A 16,908-nucleotide genomic window follows, 5' to 3' on the forward strand; every position below is an offset into this window, starting at 1 on the left:
CAGAATGCAGTTATAGCACAACTTAATATTTAACCCCCTAAAAAGGGTTATGCTGTTATGGCTCAGCAGGTAGAGCACGTCCTTGGTAAGGACGAGGTCGCGGGTTCAAGTCCCGCTAACAGCTCCAAAGAAACCACCAAATACGGTGGTTTTTTCTTTATTTTACCCCATATTTAGTAAGTTTTTATGAATTTTCGTTTTTGGATTTCGTGTGCCACCGAACATAAAAATGTGCCATTATGTGCCAAAGGGCATTTTTAAGTGTTTTTTATAGTATTGTATCAAATCGAATAAAAAAAGCAACCGCCGAAAGGCGGTCTAAATCGTTCTAAATGTGCCAAATTCTGCCCTCGTGGCACACGCGTGGCACATAAACTTGCTTTTGGCACACGTCCTTTCCAATAGGATAGATGAACATTTTGAAATAAAAAAGTGGGCGGTTTATCCAACCACCCACTTGTTAGAGACTTAATTTATTCTAAGATAAGAACTCTGCATATCGATTAAGAAGGTATTCGATTTTCTCGTAACTAAGTAGTCCTTTACCGATAGCAACTTTGAAATATTTAGCTTGAAAAGCATCAAAAATTTCTATTGACACGGGGAAGAGATTGTTAAATTCTTCGTAAGTAAATAATCCATACTCTTCGATATCGGCTAAATACGCTTCATGATTGATTGTGAGAGTTTCTGAATCCACGTCAAAGATATTGAACAATCCCGAAATTCCGCCAGGCATAGAAAGCATTCCGTTTACATAATAACACAAATGTCCATATGTCACAGGACTCCACGCACTTGTGTATATAGTTTTTCCAATAAAATCACTGGTTTTATGAATTGTAATTTCACGGGCGTTAACAGTGTAATAGTTTTTGTTGATTTGATTTCCAATTCCAATTGATGACTTAATACCATTATACGAAGCAAATTGCAAAGTGCCATCGTATTTACTTGGCTTAATAGTTTCAGGTGCTGTATAAGTGAATGATTGATCCCAAGGAACAACATATTTCTCTGATACCGGTAAAAATACTTCACAATCAGCTTGCGTCTGCCAAAAACTATATTCTATTGCAATCGTATAAGTTTGCGCTGTCCATTTAGCATAGAGCGTAGGAAGAATGTCAGATATATCTCAAAAATTTGATAAGTATTGTTATGAAGGTGTTAAAATTAAATTAGAGGCAGATATAGAAACGTATGAGTCGTCTTAAAACTATATTATTCTGCCTAATTCTGTCGTAGTGGCACACGCATTGGCACACGAAATTTGAATACATACCATATATAATGTTAATTAAATAGAACAATCACAATATATTGTGGTTTTTGTGTATATGACGGCACGTTGGTAAGGTGGAGGTCCCGGGTTCGAATCCCGGTAACAGCTCCAATGCAAAAGCCCTCTTGATCACCAAGGGGGCTTTTAAATTGGGTATTGGGGCGTAGTATCTATTACTAATCCCCGCTAATATGGAGAGCGAGCAAAGAAATAACTCTCGAAGCGTAAAGGTTGTTAAGCCCTAAACGGAGAACGGAACAAATGTGTTCTCGGTTTTTGCCTAACGCATAAGCAATAGAATTGGAAACTGTTTTGGAAGTAATACCTCGCGAGGACGCAATACGGGAATAAATGATATTGCTTTTACGATAGTTAAATAAACATTTTAAGACGGCGGCTTCTGCGATAAAAGAAAAGCCGTCTAAATGAAGGGGTACGCCCCAAAGTTTGAGAGTGAGTTCGGCTTTGTAAAATAACAATCTTGTTTCATTGGACTTGACAATCATAATTTCCTCCTCGATATAAAACGGCACGCAAAAATAATTCTTCGATAGGCAAGGAAGAATTAGAAAGGCGAACGCCCTATGTAAAGACGGCAGGGGAATGTAATAGGTGCTTGATCAAATTTACCAGTAAACATATTCCATACTAATGTTGATTTTAAAGTTGAAAAGGTTTATAATCAATATCGCTCGCAATAACTGCGAGGCTTATTCCGATGCGGAGGGAGCAAACATGATTAAGGATTACGACGCCCGTTCCTTTGCAACAAAGGGCGTGCGGATTAAGAGCAATTTTCACTCGCACAATTATCTGTGCGGGCATGCCGTCGGTACGGTTAGCGATTACGTCAAGGAGGCTGTTGCGTGCGGTTTGGAAACAATCGGGATTTCCGATCACTGTAATTGTCCTTACGGCGGATATTATAATATGCCTGCGGGCATGGAGTCCGATTATTTGTCGCAGTTCGACGCGGCGAGGGCAAAGTACGGCGATCGTATTCGCATACTTTCCGCAGTCGAAATCGAATATTTTGACGATCAAGCGGAATTTTACGAAAATCTATTGAGCAAGCTCGATTATCTTGTTCTCGGTCAACACAGATTTTATTACGACGGCGCTATTCGCGATTCGTTTTGCGACGGCACAAACGAGGATATTGTAGTCGCGTATTTCAACAGTATCGAGCTCGGCGTCAGGTCCGGATTTTTCGCTATGGTCGCGCACCCCGACTTAATATTCTACCAGCATCAGCCGGTCACGCCCTTCATAGCCGACGCGTTCGATTCGTTTGTCAAGGTTGCCGCCGAGTGCGGCGTGCCTATCGAACTCAACGCCAACGGTATTCGCAATCACAGATTCATTTACCCGACGGACTTGCTTATTTCGCTTTGTCAAAAGTATGACGCGCCCGTTGTCGTTTCGTCAGACTGCCATGCGCCCAACGAACTTTGCGACAGCTATATGCGCGACCTTTACGCGTTTGCGCTCGACAAAAAATTAAACGTCGTCAACGAATTGCGTTTGCGCGGTCGCGATCGGTAATCGGTCTATAAACCGCAAAATTTTGGCGCGGCGGCATTTTGCTACGTCAAACAGACTAAAAATCGAGGGAATTATGGAGCTTTACGATTATTTTAAAAGCATAGCGGATTCGGACGACGCGCAGATTATAATTTGCGATCTTTCGCACAACATAATTTATATGAACCCTGCGGCGATAAAAAATTACGCGCGACAGGGCGGGGCGGGGTTGATAGGTAAGTCCGTTCTCGACTGTCACGGTGCTCACTCGCGGGAAATGATACGCAAGGTTGCGGAGTGGTTTGCGGCGGACAAGTCGCATAACAAAGTACATACTTTTTATAGCGAAAAGCGCAATAAGGACGTGTATATGGTCGCATTGCGCGACGGCGACGGAAATCTTATCGGCTATTACGAAAAACATGAGTATCGCGATCGTGATTTGTCGCCGTTATACGATTTAAGCGACTGACTGATTTTGCGGTCTGCGCGGTTAAATTATTATCGCGGCAGAGTAATATTTTATTTGTTTTGAAATTTATTTCTCACGTCGTTGTCATAACCGTTACACGGTGCGGACGGCGGCGTGTTTTGCTGTGAAAACCTGCAATATTTTTCGACAAATATCGTCAAATTATCGTCAAATAATTGCATAATGATTTTAGGTGTGATATAATCGTGGTAGTTTTTAATTTTACTTACGGAGCTACCATGAATAAGGATTTGCAGAGCGTCGTTCTTACCGAAGAACAGATACAAGAAAAGGTGAAAGCGGCTGCGGCATGGCTGGACGAACGTTTCGCGGACAAAAAGCCGCTCGCGGTGAGCGTGCTTAAAGGAAGCGTCATGTTCTTTTGCGACCTTGTTCGCGCAATGCAGACGCCCGTGCAAATCGACTTCATGACCGTATCGTCTTACGGCTCGTCGTCGGAAACTTCGGGCATGCCAAAGATTGTTATGGACCTTGCGGCGTCCGTCAAGGATAGGGATGTTATACTCGTCGAGGACATTGTGGACTCGGGCTATACGCTCCAACGCATGCGCGATCTTTTGGTCGGCAGGGGCGCGAAATCGTTTACCGTGGTCGCGCTGTTCGACAAACCGTCGCGGCGCAAGATAGATATAAAAGCGGACTATGCGTGCTTTGAAATAGGCGACGAATTTATAGTAGGATACGGATTGGACTATGCGCAGCAGTATCGCACTCTGCCGTATGTGGGCATACTTAAACGCGAGATTTACGAAAAGTAAACCGCGTTATATTTTTGTGGGTAATAACCGACACGTTCGGTTAAATAAAAACACATAAGGAGTGTTTATGGAAGCAGAAGACAAGCAGACTGTTGAAACGCCCGAACAGAGCGTTCAACAACCCGACGTCAATGCCGACGCGACGGGACAAGCGGTCGAAACGGAAACGGTCGCCCCGCCCCAAGCAGACGGCACGGCGGTCGAAGAAAAGCCGTACAAGGGCTTTGCGGGAAAACTCGATAAGTTTTTCGGTATTCGCAAAGCGAAAACGACTTTCCGCGCGGAAATCGTCGGCGGACTCGTTACGTTCATGGCAATGGTTTACATTCTCATGGTCAATGCGGGTATGTTCGCGGATCCGTTCGGAACCGGCGCGAACGTGCTCGGCGTAAGCTACGGCGCTATCTATATTGCGACCGCATTGTCGGCGATAGTCGGCACTATGCTTATGTCGTTGCTCGCAAGACTGCCTATGGCGCAGGCGAGCGGCATGGGGCTTAACGCGTTCTTTGTATTTACGATTTGCGTGGGCTTCGGTCTTTCGTATGCTAACGCATTGGTTCTCGTCTTAATCGACGGCGTTGTGTTTATTCTCCTTACCGTCACGGGACTTCGCAAAGTTTTGTTTAATGCAATTCCCAAAGTTGTCCGCGTTGCTATCCCCGCAGGTATAGGCTTGTTTATTGCCTTTATCGGACTTCAAAACGCAGGGCTTGTCGTCGCCGACGGCGCGACGCTTGTCAAGCTCGCTTCTTTCAACTTCCTTGCCGACGCTACTTACGGATCGGTTATGCCGTTGATAGTCGTCGTATTAGGCTTGATTGCGGTTGCGGTTCTTTCCAAAAAGGGCGTCAAAGGCGCAGTGCTTTGGGCGATACTCGGCTCGGCGGCGCTCTATTGGATTTTCATGGCTATCGGTTACGGCTACGGCGACGACGCTTGCAAAAAAGTAATCGACAGCTTTACGTTCTCCAATCCTATCGACGCGTTCAAAGATTGGGGTACGCAGTCCGTCGGAAAAGTGTTTACGGACGGCTTTAATTTCGACCAGTATCTTGCCACGCACAGCGGCGGCTCGCTCGCGCTCGTTATTATCACTTCGTCGCTTGCGTTCTGCATGGTCGATATGTTCGACACCATGGGCACGCTGTACGGCGCATGCGCGCGCGGCAACATGCTCGAAAAAGACGGCAGTATCCCCAACATGAACAAAGCCATGCTTTGCGACGCTATCGCCACCACGACCGGCGCTATCTGCGGAACTTCGACCGTTACGACTTTCGTCGAATCGTCGTCCGGTATCGCCGCAGGCGCGCGCACGGGTTTCGCTTCACTTATCACAGCCGCTTGCTTCGCGGTAGCTATGTTCTTGAGCCCCATTGCCGAAATGATACCCAGCGCGGCTACTTCCGTTGCGCTCATTTATGTCGGTGTGCTCATGATGAACTGTGTGCGCGAAATCGAATGGACGGACGTTGCGGAAGCCGTTCCCGCGTTCCTTACCATTGCAATGATGCCGTTTACCTATAATATTTCTTACGGCATTGCGTTCGGTATAATTTCGTGGTTGCTCATAAAACTGTTTGTGGAATTGATCAATCTGTGCAGCAAAAAGAAAGCCGAAACTATCCCCGAAAAGACGGAAAAGATAAACGTAGTTACCGTAGTTATCGCGGTTCTGTTTATCCTCATGTTCTTCTTGACCCACTAATCACAGCCCATCTTTCGAGTATTAAGCTCGGTTGATATTCGACAAGGGCGCCTGTCTGCAAGACGGGCGCTTTTGCGTTGGGCGGAAAAATGGCGATAGGGCACGCTTAAACGGATTCGGAATACAGCGAGAGTTCCGGCGAGCGGAATATCCTGCCGAGGTACGCGATAACGAGCGCGTTATGTACGTCGTTTTTGTCAACAATAAAGCCCGTGAGCTTTGATAGTTGGATATGAATATCGCGAGTTTGCGAAATGGCGTAAGAAATTTCGCGCATTACAGATTTGGGTTTCAGCCCGCGCAATAATCCGATAATGCGGTATATTTCGCAAAAACCCGTGCACGCGCCCGCGCCGTAAAGTATAACGGCGTCGGCAAGACAGTCGTAACCTTTTAGGTTGGAGTGTATTCCGCACCGAAACACAAGGCGTTCGGCGGTCAGGCGGAAGGATTTGTCTGCGGTAAGTTCCGCGTATTCGTTTTTAATGATGTTTTCCATAATTTTATTTTAAACTGTTTTGCGACAAGAATCAACATAAAGCGCATGTGAAAAAATCGGGCTTTTTGTGTCATTTTGTAAGTTTTTGTAGGTTGTCCGCGACATATAAATAATTCGTTTGCAAAACAGGTTCGAGTGCGCGACGGAGGAGGGCGAGCGATATTATAATAGGTAAAAAATAAAAAAGCGGGCGAGTAGAATTGCATTATACGGCGTTTAAACAGTTGACAGCGCGAAAGTTATATTGTATAATAATCATTGCACTGCGACGTGCGACGGTTTGACTTGCCCCGATAACCGTTAATAGCGATCGCAGAAGCGCGGCGGCGTGAAACGTTTGCGCTTGAAACTATTTTTTACGAGGTTGTTTTCAATGAAAACATTAATGGCAAAAAAGATTGATTCCCGTTCTGCCGACTACAAAATCGGCGACAAGGAATACAAGCGCAGTTGGTTCGTTGTAGACGCGGCGGGCATTCCGCTCGGTCGGCTTGCAAGCGTTGTCGCGTCCGTGCTCAAAGGCAAGACCAAACCCGAATATACGCCCAATACGGACGTCGGCGATTTCGTTATCGTCATCAATTCCGATAAGGTCGCGCTCACGGGCAACAAGGCTAATCAAAAACTCCGCACGTACCACACCGGCTACATGGGCGGGCTTAAACAGCAGAAGTATTCGCATTTTCTCGAAGAAAATTCGGATAAAGCCGTTATCAAGGCGGTCAAGGGCATGCTTCCCAAAAACACGCTCGGTCGTCAGATGATCAAAAAGCTCAAAGTGTTCAAGGGCGGAGCGCACAATCACGACGCGCAAAAACCGCAGACGCTTGAAATCAAGCTCAATAACGGCAAGGCAAACTAATAAAGAGGTAATACGCTATGGCAGCTAAATCTTCGGCAAAAAAGAAAGTTCAGTATTGGGGTACGGGTCGCCGTAAAAAAGCCGTCGCGCGCGTGCGCGTGTTGGCGGGCGGCAGCGGAACTATAACCGTCAATAAGCGTTCGCTCGACGATTATTTCCCGCTCGATACGCTTAAACTTATTGTAAATCAGCCTTTCGCGGAAACCGATACCGCAGGTAAGTTCGACGTTATTGTCAACGTTCGCGGCGGCGGCTACACCGGTCAGGCGGGTGCTATCCGTCACGGCATTGCGCGTGCGCTTTGCAATGTTGACGCGACTTATCGTCCCGCGCTCAAAAAGGCGGGCTTCCTCACGCGCGATCCCAGAATGAAAGAGCGCAAGAAATACGGTCTTAAAAAGGCGCGTAAAGCTCCGCAATTCTCCAAGCGTTAATCTATGCGTTCGGGGCTCCTCGGCGAGGGAAAACTGCTCGACGCGCGCGGCGTTCTTTGCGAAGGCGGCTATGCTTTTTCGCAGGTCAAGGACTATGACCGCAAGGCGGTTAAGGGCGGCAAACTTCGCATAAAGGAGTGGGACTACTACTATTTCGGCGACGATAAGTACGCTATCGCGCTGACGGTCGCCGACAACTCGTATATGTCGTTGGCGTCCGCGTCGGTCATCGATTATCAGCACCTTCGGTATATAACAAAAAGCAAAATCGGTCTGTTCCCGAAAGGCAAGTTGCGCATGCCGAGCGATTGTTCGAGCGGCGACGTGTCGTTTGAAAAGCGCGGCGTGCAAATTAAGTTTTCGATCGCGGCGGACGGGGCGCGCAGATTGACTTGCAGGTACGAAAAGTTCGACGGCAAACGCGACTTCGAGTGCGAGTTGAATTTGGAACCGATAAGCGGCGATAATATTACGGTCGCTGTCCCGTTCAAAAAGAAAAAGCAGTTTTACTATAATACGAAAGTGAATTGCTTGCGCGGTCGCGGCGAGTTTTCGATAGGCGACGAAAGTCACAAATTCGAGAACGGTTTTGGCGGACTCGATTGGGGCAGGGGCGTATGGCCGTATAGGAATAGATGGTTCTGGTCGTCGCTGTCTTGCGAGGTCGAGGACGTGCCGTTCGGATTGAATCTGGGTTACGGCTTCGGCAAACCGATAGCGAGCGAGAACGTAATATTTTACGACGGAAAAGCGCATAAGATAGACGATGTCAAGTTTGAAATTCCGTATACGCAGGGTAAGCTCGATTACTTAAAGCCTTGGAAGATTACGGACGACAAACAGCGGTTGGAGTTGTTGTTTTATCCGATGATAGACAGAGCCGACCGCATGAACGCAGTAGTGTTATCTACAAATCAGCACCAAGTGTTCGGAAAGTTTTACGGCAAAGCGACGCTGGACGACGGAAAAATCGTTGCGGTGTCGGACAAACTCGGCTTTGCGGAACACGTGGTCAATAAGTGGTAGAGCGGCAAAACAACTGCGACAATTAAATAAAACAAACCCCGCCCGCACGAAGCGGGCGATACGGAGAGATGGCTGAGCGGCTGAAGGTACTCGCTTGGAAAGCGAGCGTACTGTAACAGGTACCGCGGGTTCGAACCCCGCTCTCTCCGCCAGTAAGAACCTAAAACGAACCTCATAGTTTTAGGTTTTTTCTTTTGCCTTTTTTCTATGGAATTGCACTGTATAAAGCCGTAAAATGCCATAATCTATTTATGTCGTGATATTGTTGAAAATACCGTACGTTTGCGGTATAATATTTTTAATAAAGCGATAAAAGGCGGAATTTCGTTATGCGAGACGTAAAGATTGAAAATAAAATGTACAAAATTGCGAAGGATTTTATAGAGAAACGTTATCCTGCCGGTTGGGGCGGCGCAGCAGTTATTCATACCGAACAAGGGCATTATTTTACAAGTGTAAGTATAGAAACCGCAAACGCATCGGCTGTATTGTGTATTGAAACGGGCGCAATTTTAGAAGCACACAAATACAATGAAAAAGTAACGCACTGTTTGTGTTTAATTAGAGAAAACGAAAAGTCGCCGTTTAAGATTTTGACCCCTTGCGGAATTTGTCAAGAACGGTTGAGCTTTTGGGGAAAAGACGTGCAAGTGGCAGTTACTACGAAAAACAATTCTTTGAAATTTGTACCCTTGGGTGAATTACAGCCCTATCATTGGACAAATGCGTATTCTGCCGACGAAATGGAGCATTTTAAAGACTAATTTTCAATTTGCATAGAAAATTCGTTTTAGGTTACTACCGCACCGCCACGGCACAAGACGGTTTACACAATGTCTTGTGCTTTTTGTTTGGGTTTGGCCGTGCCGTCGCTCGTAGTAGGGCAGTATTGCCATATCGCAAGGGTTTTGGTAGACTGTTTTTACAAGAAAATAAACGGTGTCTATGAGTGTGGACAGGTTCTAACTATTTTTATATTTTAATAATACTTTTAGCGGCGTGAAGCATTACTAACAAAAATATACAATAATATACAACGTTTGCGTTTAGAACGTTCTTGACTTTAATATTTTTATATGATAAAATAAAGAACGTTGAGTTATCAATCATAGTAAATATCAATTAACACTTATCATAGGGAGATTAGAAATGCAACAACAAAGGAAAAAATATAGCATAATTGTATTCCCGTTTGTAATAGTTTTCTTTATTTTAAGTTTAATTATTGCATTAGTGTATAGCAACGGCGTATTTGCTCGTGCCGAAGACAACGGTGATGCGGACGATAAGCCGGTTATTCTTAAAGACGAAAAGAATATAGACATAAAGTCTTATCGGTTAGAAGATAACAGCGGTTATTATGAATCGCCGGATAAGCGCGGTCATGTTTTAAACAACAAACTAATAAATCTTTCCGTGTGCGCGCAGAGTGAATTATCCCAGCCCGAAATCCAAAAGGGCAATGTTTCCGGATATCAAGCTTACGGAGTAACCGGACAAAGTGTAGCAATACGCCTTTCATATAATTACAGAGATCCGGACAACTTACTTAACGCAAGTAACGGCAAATGGTCTATATCAAACGATACTTTTCAAAGTGTCGGCGAATTTAAGGATATAGGCGTAATCGGCAAAGGCGCCATGCTTTTTCAAAAAAAGACCGATCCGAATGGACCATGGGAGTGGCAGACAAAGGACGGTGAAACTAAAAAACAACTTCACACGTTTAATTTTACAGAACTTGTCGAACTTAACGATTACTATAAGACAGAAGATAAATATATTCTTTACACCCCGTCAGGCAACGATTTATCTACAGGCGTGTACATAAAAATCATTTTTGCGTATGAATTGAAGCACACCGATATAGTAAGAGAAAAGAATTTTTGGGGAATATGGAAAGACGTTACTTATACACATTATGAGAATATTTTAGAAACAGCCGAATTTTACATAGTCCAAAATTCGGGCGCTGTCCTATTCCACAATGCAAGTAACTTCGGACAGATCGGAGAAGAAAGCGAAAGCGGTGCATTTTCCGTAAATGATTTCGATACGATTCTCGACGGCGACGTCACGCTAAACGGATTTCGTTTGGATACGTTAGGCGTGAGCGCGTATGATATTACATACAGACGTAATGGCGAGGCCGAATCTCATACGGCGACTGACGGTGAATTCTTTCTGGAACAAGGTAGATACGATTTTTCTATAAAAACCAAGCTCGGAAAAAACATACGGCATACGATTTTTATAGATAGGCGCGAAGTGAATGATGCGGCGATAGGATATTTCGGTCAAACCCTTTTTACCAAAGACAGTAAAAGAATATATTCTACCAGACAATACCCAACATATTTAGCCGGAGCTAAATATCATCTGAACGCGACTGACGGAACGGTAAGCCCTATCGCAGGAAAACTGTACCGAATAACAGAAAATGATGAAGCGGTAGAAGAACATTTTATTAAAGACATCGTTCCGACACGGCTCAATGGATATGCGACCGAAGAACTGTCCGTGCCCATTACAAAAGCGGGATTATATAAAGCGGAGTTTTGGAATAATACCAAATGCTTGAGCGACAACAACGATTTATCCGGCGACGTATTTCATTTTGTGTTCAGATTTCAGATAGTAGAAACAAGCGCGGGGGTTGAGCCGTCGATAAATCAAGCGTATCTTAACGGACTTATCGGGTTCAGCGATTTAAAAAGCAAGTATTTTGCGGTATCGACGCCTACAAAAGGTATCGGTAATGCGATCTTTGCTTTTGCAGATTACGGAAGCGCATATGATTTTGCATATGAATTAGAAAGAGAAACCGTAAAGCATATAGATAACGAGTATCTATATAACGGTGAAACTTATAAAACGCAAAATGATGTTTTGAAAGCAATAGACTCGACTACGAAAAATCGAGTGACGGTAAGATACTTTGACGCGACCAATCCCGAAAGTTATCAGACGGCGGATATAAGCAGCGCGAAGCTATCCGACTTAAATTTTGACCGTGATATCATTGTTTTTACAAACGATCTCGAACAAAATTATTTGAAAGTCGATTTACCTTTTCTAAACGACCGCAAGTTCCGTTATGTTATGCCCGCTAACGCCGAGACGGGCGCATCCTCTGTAAACGAAGGAGTTTTGCCGTTTGCTTTTATTAAAACGGACGATTTTGAAACTCAGTCGATAACTTTGGTGCTTGCAGACGATCCTAACATAAAATATGATATTTCTTACGGCGTTTCGGTGGAGTATCAGTTGGGATTGCTTAATGCTCCGAGCGGTAAATACAAAGTAATCGAGCGTAACGCCAATAAAGGCGACAGCGAATATGAGGCTGTGTATATCAAGTCGGGCGATATGACGTCGTCCGTCAAAGTTTCTCTGTATAGCGACGGTGAATTTACCGAGCATATATTCAATGCGAACAATCTCGATACGGTAAGAGATGTGAGCGGCTTTATAATAAATTCAGTCACAAATGAACTCGATCCATACGGTATTGTAAAAGTCACGCACGACGGCAAAACCGAAATTTACTCTATGTCGGAAATATCCGATAAGCTTTATGCGGACGGCGGCGCGTACGATTTTAATATAGTCGATAGGCTCGGTAACGAAATGCGATTTACTATCGTTATCACCCGACCCGTCGGCTTCGCTTCCGTAAAATTGCAGCTTGACGATAATATAGACGACATACAAACCGAGTATAATGTTTTTGTCGGACAAGAGATAGACTTACCTATAATTCCCGCGACAAGCGAACTGCATGTTTTTGACGGGTGGCTTTATGACGACGTGCTTATAACCGACGGTAAGTTTGCACCGACAAAATCAGGCGATATTTATATATGGGCGCAGTTCACACAGAAATATACTTATCTTAACTTTGATTCTAACGGCGGAGCGCCCGTTGAACAGATTAAGGCGGAAATAGGTAAGGAACTCGCTCTCCCTGCAACAACCAAAGACGGCTGGCGTTTCGGAGGTTGGCAGTACGGTGGCAAAGTATATAACGATTCTTATTCACCTACGACGTCAAGCCCTACGTTTGTCGCCGTTTGGAACTATATTAAAACAGATATTGAACTTTATGACGGTAATTTATTCGATACAATTACGGCGAATGTCGGGGACAAAGTAATTCTACCGTTCCCGACGAGAACGGGTTACACTTTTTTCGGGTGGAGGCTCGACTTAGGCAACGGTCAAAATAAAATATATTACGGACAGATCACAAAACTTGAAAACGTAGACGCTATGCGGCTCGACGCTTTGTGGATTCATAATAGCGACGTTGATTCGGCTTCGCTCGACCAAGGCGACGGCGGACGGACTGCGATTTACTTTATAGACGGAACGCTTTTTGAAGATGACACGATAGTTGCGTCCGTGGGAACGAATATCGCATTGCCTACTCCGACGCGCGCCGGCTATACGTTTGTCGGATGGACGTGGAGAACGACCCCTATTGCCGGTAAGATATATGTCGGCAAAACCATGACCGTTCCGCAAAACGCAGACGGTAAAATCGTACTCGAAGCTCTTTGGACGGCGCGTGCGGTAAACTCCGGCGCTTATGTTCCCGGCAGTATCAACAAAGACGGCAGCGGAAGCGGCTTGCTTGCGGGTATAACCGATTTTATTGCTCGTAAGCCCGTTGCGTTTATATGCCTTATCTTTTCGGCAGTCGTTGCGGCGATGATTTCCGTTAAACTCACAAAAAAGAAAGTAATGTTTGCGCCGGTCAAGCAAGCGGTAAACGCGACTTATTCCGCTGTTATAGATACGCCCGTTACAAGTAATTGCGATTTGACCGCAAGACAAAGCGAATACAGAACGACTATCAACAAGCAGCAAAGAAGGAAAGCCTTTATTGCGGGATTCCGCTTGAATCCGCTATCCGTGACCGTTTGCGTTGCGTTGTTTATGACTGTTATCATGGCGCTTACGGGCGTATTGGGATCGTGGGGGCGTTCGACGGTAGTCACAGCGGAAACCGTTCAAGTAGTGACTTTCGATCAAAGTCAAACGGTCGAAGACGAAGAAACCGAACGAGATTTAGGCGGTAATTTCTCGGTAGACGACTATATATATCCTCAAGAGAAAAACGAGTCGGAAATTTGTTATTCGCAAGAAGAAATAACCGATTACAAAGAAAATATCGAACAGTCACGGCAAACGGGCTTGGAAATAACGGATGATGAAGCGTTCTTATACTCGATTATCATACTCGACATGTTTTCTTTCGGATATAACGCTTTCCCCGCTACGGCTACATTACATGACGGTCGAGTATTGTACGGCATTGCATATTCCGATTACGGTACGGAATGCTTGCATGAAGATACAAATATCACATATATCGGCGCAGGATTTATTGCGGCATGCGGTCAGCCCGAAATAACCGAAGACTTGATAAAGCAAGGAATAGTAATTAAATCAAGCAACAATGAAACAGATTCTTCGGGTAATTTGTTTATGCTTACGCAAGCGGATAGTTACGGCCCCAAGCATTATGTTGCGGATAACAAATACATAGTATACAGTGTTGACGGAACCCAAATACATTATAGCGTTGCGGAAGCTACGGAAGAGAATTACAACGCGGAAATAGGCGCGGTATATAGCTATGACGAGGGGCGTATAGTTTACGATCCGCTTTTGGGAACGTTCGCTAATGCGCACGCTACGTCATTGAATACGTTGCTTGACCCCGTAATAGCCGAAAATGAATATAACCGCTATATAGCCGAGCAAACGGCAAACGGTTTTACCGTAGATACAATGAATTTCGTGTATATAAGTCGTGCGGCTTTGGAAGCGTACTGTCTAAACGGTCAAGACGAAAGTCTGCTCGGCATAGACGTACAGGAATTCTATGACATGGAGCGCACGGTCGGACCTAACGAGTATTATACGGTAGATGCCGACGGCAATTTGACTAAATTGAATTTTCCGCCCAAAGAGGACGAAAGCAAAGGAAGTTGGTTGGACAGACTTTTCGGCGCAATAATCTCCGTCGGAATGATCGTTGTAGGCGTTGTTATTGTTGCAACGGTAAGCGTTATTTCGTGCGGCGCCGCCACAGCCGCCGCCCCGTATATAATGGGCGCGTTTATCGGCGCGGGCATGGAAGTCTTTATGCAGACCGTAATACAGGGCAAGCCTATAGATGAAATAAATTGGTTGCGCGTCGGCGTTGCCGCAGTATCGGGCGTTCTATCTGCGATTCCCGGCGTCGGATGGTTCGGCGCGGGTATGATACAAGGCGTTACCGAAGCGGCTATGACAGCGGTTGACGGCGGAAGTTTGGAAGATGTTTTCAAAGCCTTTGCCGTCGGCTTTATAACGGGCGTTGTTATCCACGGCGTAGGCAAAGCTCTCAAAAAAGTAAAGTTCTGCTTTACTGCAGGTACGCCAGTGCTTATGGCGGCAGGGTACACAAAATCGATCGAAAACATACGCCCCGGGGACGTTGTCGAAAGTTATAACCAAATCACGTGCAAGGCCGAGAGTAAACGCGTACTGCAAACTTTTGAAAACGAGACCGACGAAATAACAAAGATAACGACGAGTGCCGGCGACACCATAAACTCAACGCCCGGACATAAATTCTATGCAAACGGCAAATGGCTATCCGCGCAAGACCTGCGCGCCGGCGATATTCTCGTAAATGTCAACGGCGAGCAAGTAATAGTCGAGCAAGTACAGCACGAGATACTCGAAAATCCGATAAAGATTTATAACTTCGAGGTTGCGGACAATAATTCCTATTACGTCGGCGGACGCGAAGCCGGAGTGTTGGTTCACAACGCTAAATGCAGTAATAAGTTTGATAATACCGAAATCATTGTAGACGGAAAAAAGGTTGAATATAAAGATTTGGGCAAAACGCTCGACGGTAAAAAGTATGCTTATAAAATTGAAGGAACGCATAAAGGTTACGATGTCGCGTATGTCGGTAAGGGTACTAACGGCAGGGTAAAGGTTTCTATGAAGCAGAGGTTTAATTGCGCAGATAATGATATCAAACGAGTAGTCATTAAAACGGTAAAATCCGATGAAAAGGCTTTTAAGTTAGAAGCAAAATGGATGAATCAATATGCAAAAAAAGAAGTCAACTTATTAAACGAAATTGCTAGTCCGGGATTTTCCATAGGCGTTAAAAAGAACGGCAATTTATATAAATACTTATTTAGATTTTGGGGAAAAAAATAGATGGGCAAAAGTCTAGAAATAATAAATAATTTAATGTACGGTAAGACTTTGCGTATTGCGCTACCGATACGCAAATCGAAGATCAAACGAATAAATGCTATGGTCATAGAACACGATGTGACGAGGTTAGTAATCGTGCGCGACTCTTCGCGGGAGCCGGTTTGTTCGCTGAAATTCCTCAATAACTTTGCGGAATCAAAGAGAATTACTTCATTAGAGTTATACTCTTATTTTTATGATTTCGATTGTGTTTATAGGTTCGAAAATTTAGAGAGTTTGGATTGCTTTATTTTTAATGATGAAACTCTCGATTTGTCGCGTTTTAAAAAGCTTAAAACATTATCTACCACGCAACTCGAACCGTACGAAAATCTCGATAAAACTATTATAGAAAGATTAAACGTTGTGGGGTCATTTGGAAGCACCCTTATCAATGCTAAACTCGATCCCGGAAAATTATCGCAGCTTCATCAATTAAAAGATTTGCGTTTGTTTGAAAAAGTCAAAGATTTCTCATTTGAAGAAGTTACAGGCTTGGATAATTTAGAAAATATTGTAATCTCGCAATGTAACATAAAAAATTTTAACGGAATAGAAAAATTTCCAAGTCTTAAATCCGTCGTAGCGAGCTACTGCAGTTCATTAAGCGATATCTCCGCAATAAAAAAATTGCCGAATTTATTAAATCTGGATTTGGGTCCGTGTCCGCGCTTAAAAGACCTCAATGTGCTTGCAAGTAACGACAATTTACGTGCGTTGTGTCTAAATAGCTATAAGAATGTAGATATAGAAATTATAAAAACACTAAAAGAATTAAGATTTTTATACTTGTATCACTGCAATCCCATACCGTCGATAAAGTTCATAGACGACTTAAAAAAGATGGTGGGGTTGACATTGCTTAGTACTAAAATAATTGATGGTGACCTTACCCCTGCAATGCGATTAAAGGATACGGATATTATGGTCATGCGGCACTACAATATAGATGAGGATAAACTTCCGTGCGATATGGAATATTCATATCCGTATTCGATTGATTTACTACTAAATTCTTGAAAGCAAGGTAAACAAAATGAAAAA

13 protein-coding genes and 2 tRNA genes are annotated in these 16,908 nt (G+C 44.3%); 12 read left to right on the forward strand and 3 right to left on the reverse strand.

The window, feature by feature from the left end; genetic code table 11:
• The first annotated feature begins 51 nt into the window (after nt 1-51).
• A tRNA-Thr gene (locus NFR57_RS07480) sits at nt 52-127 on the forward strand.
• 351 nt (nt 128-478) lie between these two features.
• Here NFR57_RS07480 and NFR57_RS07485 read toward each other — a convergent pair.
• Both NFR57_RS07485 and NFR57_RS07490 read right to left on the reverse strand, forming a co-directional pair.
• Entirely contained in the window at nt 479-937 is a 459-nt protein-coding gene (locus NFR57_RS07485) for a hypothetical protein (protein ID WP_251183218.1), read from the reverse strand.
• Nucleotides 938-1,461: 524 nt separating this feature from the next.
• Complete coding sequence (locus tag NFR57_RS07490) at nt 1,462-1,791, reverse strand: hypothetical protein (RefSeq protein ID WP_251183219.1); 330 nt, start codon at nt 1,789-1,791, stop codon at nt 1,462-1,464.
• A gap of 229 nt (nt 1,792-2,020) precedes the next feature.
• Here NFR57_RS07490 and NFR57_RS07495 point away from each other — a divergent pair, with 229 nt between their 5' ends.
• The 4 genes from NFR57_RS07495 (at nt 2,021) to NFR57_RS07510 (ending at nt 5,771) form a co-directional block, all read left to right on the forward strand.
• Nucleotides 2,021-2,830 carry a histidinol-phosphatase gene (locus NFR57_RS07495; RefSeq protein WP_251183220.1) on the forward strand — a complete coding sequence of 270 codons (810 nt, stop codon included), beginning with the start codon at nt 2,021-2,023 and terminating at the stop codon, nt 2,828-2,830.
• Between the two features lie 73 nt (nt 2,831-2,903).
• Entirely contained in the window at nt 2,904-3,281 is a 378-nt protein-coding gene (locus NFR57_RS07500) for a PAS domain-containing protein (RefSeq protein WP_251183221.1), read from the forward strand.
• 206 nt (nt 3,282-3,487) lie between these two features.
• A complete protein-coding gene (gene hpt / locus NFR57_RS07505; protein ID WP_251183222.1) occupies nt 3,488-4,060 on the forward strand; it encodes a hypoxanthine phosphoribosyltransferase in 573 nt (190 codons plus the stop codon).
• A gap of 67 nt (nt 4,061-4,127) precedes the next feature.
• Entirely contained in the window at nt 4,128-5,771 is a 1,644-nt protein-coding gene (locus NFR57_RS07510) for an NCS2 family permease (protein WP_251183223.1), read from the forward strand.
• Between the two features lie 106 nt (nt 5,772-5,877).
• Here NFR57_RS07510 and NFR57_RS07515 read toward each other — a convergent pair whose 3' ends face one another.
• The gene (locus NFR57_RS07515) at nt 5,878-6,270 is read right to left on the reverse strand and encodes a hypothetical protein (protein WP_251183224.1); all 393 of its coding nucleotides are present in this window, start codon (nt 6,268-6,270) and stop codon (nt 5,878-5,880) included.
• Nucleotides 6,271-6,655: 385 nt separating this feature from the next.
• Here NFR57_RS07515 and rplM point away from each other — a divergent pair, with 385 nt between their 5' ends.
• From rplM to NFR57_RS07550, 7 genes are all read left to right on the forward strand, one after another.
• The gene (gene rplM / locus NFR57_RS07520; RefSeq protein WP_251183243.1) at nt 6,656-7,132 is read left to right on the forward strand and encodes a 50S ribosomal protein L13; all 477 of its coding nucleotides are present in this window, start codon (nt 6,656-6,658) and stop codon (nt 7,130-7,132) included.
• Between the two features lie 17 nt (nt 7,133-7,149).
• On the forward strand, nt 7,150-7,566 hold the full coding sequence (gene rpsI, locus NFR57_RS07525) for a 30S ribosomal protein S9 (RefSeq protein WP_251183225.1): 417 nt from the start codon (nt 7,150-7,152) through the stop codon (nt 7,564-7,566).
• A 3-nt stretch (nt 7,567-7,569) separates the two neighbouring features.
• Complete coding sequence (locus NFR57_RS07530; protein ID WP_251183226.1) at nt 7,570-8,592, forward strand: DUF2804 domain-containing protein; 1,023 nt, start codon at nt 7,570-7,572, stop codon at nt 8,590-8,592.
• Nucleotides 8,593-8,654: 62 nt separating this feature from the next.
• Nucleotides 8,655-8,744, forward strand: a tRNA-Ser gene (locus NFR57_RS07535).
• A 177-nt stretch (nt 8,745-8,921) separates the two neighbouring features.
• Entirely contained in the window at nt 8,922-9,356 is a 435-nt protein-coding gene (locus NFR57_RS07540; protein WP_251183227.1) for a cytidine deaminase, read from the forward strand.
• 469 nt (nt 9,357-9,825) lie between these two features.
• Complete coding sequence (locus tag NFR57_RS07545) at nt 9,826-15,825, forward strand: polymorphic toxin-type HINT domain-containing protein (protein ID WP_251183228.1); 6,000 nt, start codon at nt 9,826-9,828, stop codon at nt 15,823-15,825.
• A gap of 33 nt (nt 15,826-15,858) precedes the next feature.
• Nucleotides 15,859-16,884, forward strand: coding sequence for a leucine-rich repeat domain-containing protein (locus tag NFR57_RS07550; RefSeq protein WP_251183229.1), 1,026 nt, complete (start codon nt 15,859-15,861; stop codon nt 16,882-16,884).
• The last annotated feature ends 24 nt before the right edge of the window (nt 16,885-16,908 follow it).

Source organism: Anaerocaecibacter muris, assembly GCF_943192945.1.
Taxonomy (GTDB): Bacteria; Bacillota; Clostridia; order Christensenellales; family Pumilibacteraceae; genus Anaerocaecibacter; species Anaerocaecibacter muris.

Bases quoted from the DNA above. Each gene is read 5' to 3' on its own strand.
- NFR57_RS07500 (WP_251183221.1), top strand. From the start codon at position 2,904: ATGGAGCTTTACGATTATTTTAAAAGCATAGCGGATTCGGACGACGCG.
- rplM (WP_251183243.1), top strand. From the start codon at position 6,656: ATGGCAAAAAAGATTGATTCCCGTTCTGCCGACTACAAAATCGGCGAC.
- NFR57_RS07550 (WP_251183229.1), top strand. From the start codon at position 15,859: ATGTACGGTAAGACTTTGCGTATTGCGCTACCGATACGCAAATCGAAG.
- NFR57_RS07495 (WP_251183220.1), top strand. From the start codon at position 2,021: ATGATTAAGGATTACGACGCCCGTTCCTTTGCAACAAAGGGCGTGCGG.
- NFR57_RS07515 (WP_251183224.1), bottom strand. From the start codon at position 6,270: ATGGAAAACATCATTAAAAACGAATACGCGGAACTTACCGCAGACAAA.
- NFR57_RS07540 (WP_251183227.1), top strand. From the start codon at position 8,922: ATGCGAGACGTAAAGATTGAAAATAAAATGTACAAAATTGCGAAGGAT.
- NFR57_RS07530 (WP_251183226.1), top strand. From the start codon at position 7,570: ATGCGTTCGGGGCTCCTCGGCGAGGGAAAACTGCTCGACGCGCGCGGC.
- rpsI (WP_251183225.1), top strand. From the start codon at position 7,150: ATGGCAGCTAAATCTTCGGCAAAAAAGAAAGTTCAGTATTGGGGTACG.
- NFR57_RS07490 (WP_251183219.1), bottom strand. From the start codon at position 1,791: ATGATTGTCAAGTCCAATGAAACAAGATTGTTATTTTACAAAGCCGAA.
- NFR57_RS07510 (WP_251183223.1), top strand. From the start codon at position 4,128: ATGGAAGCAGAAGACAAGCAGACTGTTGAAACGCCCGAACAGAGCGTT.